General features: G+C 58.4%; 5 protein-coding genes. 4 read left to right on the forward strand and 1 reads right to left on the reverse strand.

Features of this window, described 5'->3' with window-relative positions; translation table 11 throughout:
- Positions 1-3: 3 nt before the first annotated feature.
- On the forward strand, positions 4-1,257 hold the full coding sequence (locus ACTQWD_RS07555) for an LCP family protein (RefSeq protein WP_441559651.1): 1,254 nt from the start codon (positions 4-6) through the stop codon (positions 1,255-1,257).
- Between the two features lie 253 nt (positions 1,258-1,510).
- On the opposite strand, the gene pepT is transcribed toward ACTQWD_RS07555, so the two are convergent.
- Positions 1,511-2,758 carry a peptidase T gene (gene pepT / locus ACTQWD_RS07560; RefSeq protein WP_427719695.1) on the reverse strand — a complete coding sequence of 416 codons (1,248 nt, stop codon included), beginning with the start codon at positions 2,756-2,758 and terminating at the stop codon, positions 1,511-1,513.
- A 120-nt stretch (positions 2,759-2,878) separates the two neighbouring features.
- On the opposite strand from pepT, the gene ACTQWD_RS07565 reads away from it, so the two are divergent.
- The 3 genes from ACTQWD_RS07565 (at position 2,879) to ACTQWD_RS07575 (ending at position 5,780) form a co-directional block, all read left to right on the forward strand.
- A complete protein-coding gene (locus tag ACTQWD_RS07565; RefSeq protein WP_154518396.1) occupies positions 2,879-3,301 on the forward strand; it encodes a metal-dependent transcriptional regulator in 423 nt (140 codons plus the stop codon).
- 10 nt (positions 3,302-3,311) lie between these two features.
- The gene (locus ACTQWD_RS07570) at positions 3,312-4,205 is read left to right on the forward strand and encodes a homocysteine S-methyltransferase family protein (RefSeq protein WP_441559652.1); all 894 of its coding nucleotides are present in this window, start codon (positions 3,312-3,314) and stop codon (positions 4,203-4,205) included.
- 174 nt (positions 4,206-4,379) lie between these two features.
- Positions 4,380-5,780 carry a phosphoglucomutase/phosphomannomutase family protein gene (locus tag ACTQWD_RS07575; RefSeq protein WP_441559653.1) on the forward strand — a complete coding sequence of 467 codons (1,401 nt, stop codon included), beginning with the start codon at positions 4,380-4,382 and terminating at the stop codon, positions 5,778-5,780.
- Positions 5,781-6,005 lie beyond the last annotated feature (225 nt).

Here is a 6,005-nt window from a genome sequence, read left to right on the forward strand (position 1 = left end):
CCTATGTTTAATAATAAGAAGCCCTTAGCGGATACTCGAAGACCTTCAACCGGCGCACAGGCCAAGATCTACAGTCGCGATAATGTTGCACGCTACTCCGAGCGCGCTCGTCAGCGCCGCCGCGGCCAGACAATCCGTCGCGTTGCGCTTATCGTCGTGCTTGGCGTGCTGCTGAGCGCTACGACTGCCGCCGGGCTGTGGTTCGCCAACATTATGGGCAAGCTTGGCGATTCCAATGTCATTACCGACAATCTGCGCCATATCTTGGTGGATACCAATGAGGCCAAAGATCCGTTCTACGTGCTTCTTTTGGGTACCGATGGTCGTCCGGGCGAGGACACGTATCGCGCCGATTCAATTATCTTGGCGCGCATCGACCCTACGCAAAAGCAGGCTACGCTTATATCCATTCCACGTGATACCAAGGTTGTCTATAACGGCGAAACCATGAAGGTCAACGCCTGCCATACCTATGGCGGTGCCGAGGCCATGGTTCAAGCGGTCAATGAGCTGTGCGGCGTGCAGATTTCCCACTATGCCGAGGTTAGCTTTGACGGTATGCAATCATTGATTGACTCTGTGGGCGGTATCGACATCAACGCCACCGACGATGTCGATGACCCCGAGCATCTGGACATTAAGATTACGGCAGGCCAGCAGCACATGGACGGTGCTACCGCGCTCACCTATGCCCGTTGCCGCTATACCTATGCCGACGGCGACTATACGCGCATGCGTCACCAACGCCAGGTGCTTGGTGCCCTTGCCAACCAGATTCTCAACAACTTTGATGCTACGAAGGTCTTCGACCTGGTTAATTCGCTGTCCGATATGCTTGTGACCGATATGAGCGTTCAGGACATCGTGTCTACGGTCAATGCTATGCGCGGCATGGATGTCGATGGTATCTATTCGGCGAATCTGCCTTCCTACGCAGATGAAACCACCATGATCGACGGCCAGAGCTATGTCTTTGTCTACGAGGACGAGCTTAAGGAGATGATGGCGCGCGTCGATGCCGGCAAGGATCCTAAGGGACCAAACACCATGGGCCTATCCGACGGAACCAGCTCCACAATCGGTGATTTGAGCAACCATACTTCTGACGATTACGCCTACGGTACGGCCGGTTCGTCGGAAAGCTCGGGCGATTCGAGCTATTCGGACGATTCGAGCTATTCGGACGATTCGGATTACAGCTCATATTATTACGAGGAGCCCACTGGCGACGGCAACGGTTACGAAGCCAACTACTAGGGTTGCGCGGGCTTGCCAGTCCGCGCAACGGCTCGACGTTGCGCGCCGCCCAGAGCGACAATTTGTCATTCAAAAGGCAGGGCATGACCAGAATCAATGTCCTGCCTTTTTCATGCCAACTTGTTCGCCCTGGATGTCGCTCGCTGACGTTGATTCAACCAGCGATGCCGACTACTCCCCTTGCACCAAAAAATCGCCCCGTTCTCGGTTTTGAGGACGGGGCGATTTTGCTTACCTAGATTATTCGAGTTCCTTATGCGAAGCGGGCGACGAGCTCCTGCAAGACGTCGGTCATCTTGACGAGCGAGCTGACCGGAACAAACTCGTTGACGCCGTGGTAGCAGTAGCCGCCCGTCGAAAGGTTGGGACAGGGCAGGCCGCGGAACGACAGCTGTGCACCGTCGGTGCCGCCGCGAATCGGCAGCACCTGGGGCTCAACATCGCAGGCAAGGAAGGATTCCTTAGCGACATCGATCAGCTCTGGGTAGTCGCGGACAATCTCGGCCATGTTACGGTACTGGTGCTTGATCTCGACCGTTACGCGCTCCTCGCCCAGACGCTGGTTGAGCAGCGCGGCGGCAGCATCCATCAGATCGAGCTTCTGCTGGAACTTGGCGGCATCGTGATCACGGACGATATAGCGCGCCGTGGCATGGTCGACTGTGGCAGAAACGCCCTCAAGGTGATAGAAGCCCTCGTAGCCCTCGGTGTATTCCGGACGCTGCACGTAGGGAAGCAGGGCATTGAAGTCGCAGAACAGATTGCCCGCGTTAACCATGCGGCCCTTGGCGTCGCCGGGGTGAATGGACTGGCCCTCAAAGCTAACGGTAGCCTCGGCGGCGTTGAAGCACTCCCACTCAAGCTCGCCAACCGGACCGCCGTCGACTGTGTAGGCATACTTACAGCCAAAGTCCTCGATATCCAACAGCTCGGCACCGTGGCCGATTTCCTCGTCCGGGCAGAAACAAATACCAAGCGTGGGGTGGGGCAGGCTGGGGTCCTGTGCAATGCGTGCGACGAGCGCCATAATCTCGGCGACACCGGCCTTATCGTCGGCACCCAGCAGCGTGGTGCCGTCGGTGCAAACCAGGTCCTCGCCCAAAAGGTTGTTGAGGGCGGGGAGCTTGGCGGTGCTCATGGATACGGGCTTGCCGTCGACGATGCCGCAAACCAGGTCGCCGCCCTCGTAGTGCACAATGTGCGGCGCTACGCCGGCGCCCGGTGCGACCTCGGTGGTGTCGAGGTGCGCGATCAGGCCCAGGGCGGGCTTATTCTCGGAGCCGGCGCTCGCGGGAATGTGAGCGCAGACATAGGCGTTTTCGGTTACATGGGCATCGGTTGCACCAAGCTCGCGCAATTCCTCGGCAAGCACATTGGCAAGATCAAACTGGACGGTGCTCGACGGAACCTGGTCACAGTTGGCATCCTCGGACTGTGTGTTGATCTGGACGTAGCGCAAGAAACGCTCGAGTACGTCGGGGTTCGTGGTGGTGTTTTCCATAGAGACCGCTCCAATCTTGGTTGTCGTGTGCAACAAGAACTCTAGCACGGTATGCCGCGGCATACCGCGACGCTTGGATGGGGTAGAATCAGCCATTGAATGCAGAAGGGACGGATGTTCATGGATACGACAAATAGCTCGCGCGAGCTACATCTAACGGTGGCGAACGAAGACTACTTGGAGTGCATGGTTCGCATCGAAAGCGAGGATGGGGAGACTAATGGCGTGCGGTCGGTCGATATCGCACAGCGCCTTGGCGTTTCGAAGGCATCGGTCAACAAGGCGGTTTCGGCTCTCAAGGCATCCGAACTTGTCGAGCAGTCTCACTACGGCAAGGTTATCCTGACCAACCGTGGGCGCGAGGTCGGTTTGGCTATCTGGTATCGCCATCGCCTGATTCGCACATTTTTGGTCCAGGAGCTCGGCGTCGACTTTGAGCGCGCCGATGCCGAGGCCTGCATGATGGAGCACGCGCTTTCCGAGGACACAATGGTCCGTTGGCTCGCCTATCTCGAAAAGCAGGGAATCAGCATCGAGGAATAGCGAAACATATATGGATACGAGTTATTACAATCGCTTCGGCGGCGAGGAGCTTATGCGCCGACTTGCCAGCGAGACGCTGCTGGCACAGGGTCCGATGGGCAGCGTGCTGCTGAGTGAATACGGTGCCGCCGATATTCCGCCGGCATTTTGGAACCTCGCCGAACCGCAGACGGTTTCTCGCATCCACCGACTGTATGCCGCCGCTGGTGCACAGGTGCTTATTACCAATACGTTCCAGGCATCGGGTTTTGCGCTCGATCGCGATGAAATCGCTCCATCTATGGCAGAGGTCAATCGCGGGGCGGTCGACGATGCCCGCCAGGCAAATCCCCAGCTATTGCTGGGGTCCATGGGGCCTATTGCGATTGAGTGGTTTGTCGAGGATTCTTCCGAGTATCGAGAGATTCGCGCAAATGCTCGCGAGCAGGCGTCCGCCCTGCTCAACGCCGGCGTCGACGGGATTCTGGTCGAGACGATCACGTCTATCCGCAATCTGCAGCCCGTGCTCGCCGGTGCCCATGATGCCGCTGATGGCATGCCCGTTCTGGTGAGCTTTGCTATTGATGACAAGGGCGACCTGCTGGGTGATGGCCTAAACATCGAAGGCGCCATCTTGTATGCCGAGAAGCACGGTGCGAGCTCGGTTGGGGTCAATTGCTGCACCCTGACAGCGGCTACCGCTGCGGTACCAAGAATGGTCAAGATAGCCACGACGCCCGTTGCTGTACGTCCCAATGCGGGAAATCCGGTCCAAACGCAAGATGGGCCCGTGTGGCACGAGGACCCCGAAGCTTTCGCGCGCGCATGCGTCGAGTGGAAGCGGGCTGGCGCCGCAATGGTTGGTGGCTGTTGCGGAACCACGGCGATCACGACGGCTGCTATGGCAGACGCGCTCGATATATAGAGTCCTAAGAAAAGCACATTCGAATTACCGCCCCAACCGGGGCGGTTTTTTGTCTATATGCGCCCTCGACGGCTTTTGCCTAAACGGTGAATGCGTGCGCCGGCGGCTTGCCGAGCGCTCGTTGCGGGTATACCACTTGCGTACCATGATCCAAACACTGCGAGGTGTCTGCGTGTGTGCGCGATAATTCATTTTGGAACTGATGGCTGGCGCGCTCGCGTCGGCGAGGATTTTAACGCTGACAATGTTGCCCGTATCGCTGATGCCGCCGGCGAGCTCTGGCAAAAGACATATCCCGGCAAGACGGTATATATCGGGTATGACACCCGTCCCCGGGCGCGCGAGTTTGCAGAACTTGCAGCTGGCGTGCTTGCGGCCCATGGCCTTGATGCCGTGCTTGCGGCCCGTTTTGTACCCACGCCTGCCATCACGTGGGCTGCCGCATACGATGGCGAGGCGTGCGGGGCGCTCATGGTGACCGGTTCACATCATCCGCAGGGCTATCTCTGTCTCAAACTGCGCATGGGCGATGGTTCCACGGCAAACCAGGACGTCATCGAAGAACTCGAGGCAACGATGGCCGCCGAACCTCTGGGGCTCGAGGAGCAGTATCGCACGGCGGATATCATTCCCGACTATATGCGAGCGGTAGCATCGTTTGTCGATGCCGATGCCATTCGTGCCGCTCATCTGCGCGTGGTGGTCGACCCCATGGGGGGAGCGGCTCAAGGTTATCTTGCCGATTTGCTGCGCGAGCTGGGTGTTGAGGTCCATGAGACTCATGCGGGGCAAGCATCGGATTGGAGGGATATCTGTCCCGATCCCGTAGAGCCGTGGGTGGATGCCTGCGAGCGTGCAGTTATCGAAGACGGTGCGTGTGCCGGCCTGGTGACCGATGGCGATGCTGACCGTATTGGCGCGGTCGACGAGCGCGGTAGATATATACATCCGCATCAGATCATGGCGCTCGTAATGGGCGAATTGGTTCAGTTTCGCAATTTGAAGGGGCGAGTCGTCGTCAATCTATCGTGCTCGACGCTTGTGCGTCGTGTTGCCGAGGCACTCGGTTGCCGCGTGACCGTAAAACCGGTTGGCTTCAAATATATAGCCGCCGAGATGAAAAAAGACGGGGTGCTTATGGGCGGTGAGGAGGCCGGTGGCATCGGCATTGCCACGCATATGCCCGAGCGTGACGGCATTCTCGCTTGCCTACTCCTGTGTGAGCTCATGGCAAAGACGGGGCCTTCGCTGGGCGTGCTGGTCGATCAGCTCGAGGCGAGTTTTGGAAAAACAAGTTATGGCCGTCGAGATTTACGACTTGAGGCAGAAGATGCCGAGTCGCTGCGCACGCTGCTTCCCGGTGTGAATCCCAAGTCGATTTGCGGCAAGGCGCCGCAGAGCGTAAGTCACATGGACGGCTTGCGTTTGGCATTTGAGGATGATACCTGGCTGTTGGTTCGCCCGAGTGGCACTGAGCCGGTGGTGCGAGTGTACGCCGAGGGCTTTTCGGTGGAGGAGCGCGACGAGTTGCTTGATGCCGGCTGCGCTTTGGCTCGGGGCGCATATCGGCTCTAGCCATGGGGCTGATCAATATAAAGATATGCTCGGCGAGTGGTAGGTAACGACTGGCAAGCGTCAGCTGCGGGTATAAATGTGTAGGAGCTGTGTGCAACCAGATTCCCGCCCCGCGGGCCCCTCCGGTCTGGCAATATATCTCCTTGCCGCGCGGCCCGGTCGGACCGGGAACCGGCGCAGGCGTGCACCTTGAGAACCGGATACTGCGAGGATGGACACACCAGA

Origin of the sequence: Collinsella sp. LCP19S3_B6, from assembly GCF_052121815.1 — a bacterium.
Taxonomy (GTDB): Bacteria; Actinomycetota; Coriobacteriia; order Coriobacteriales; family Coriobacteriaceae; genus Collinsella.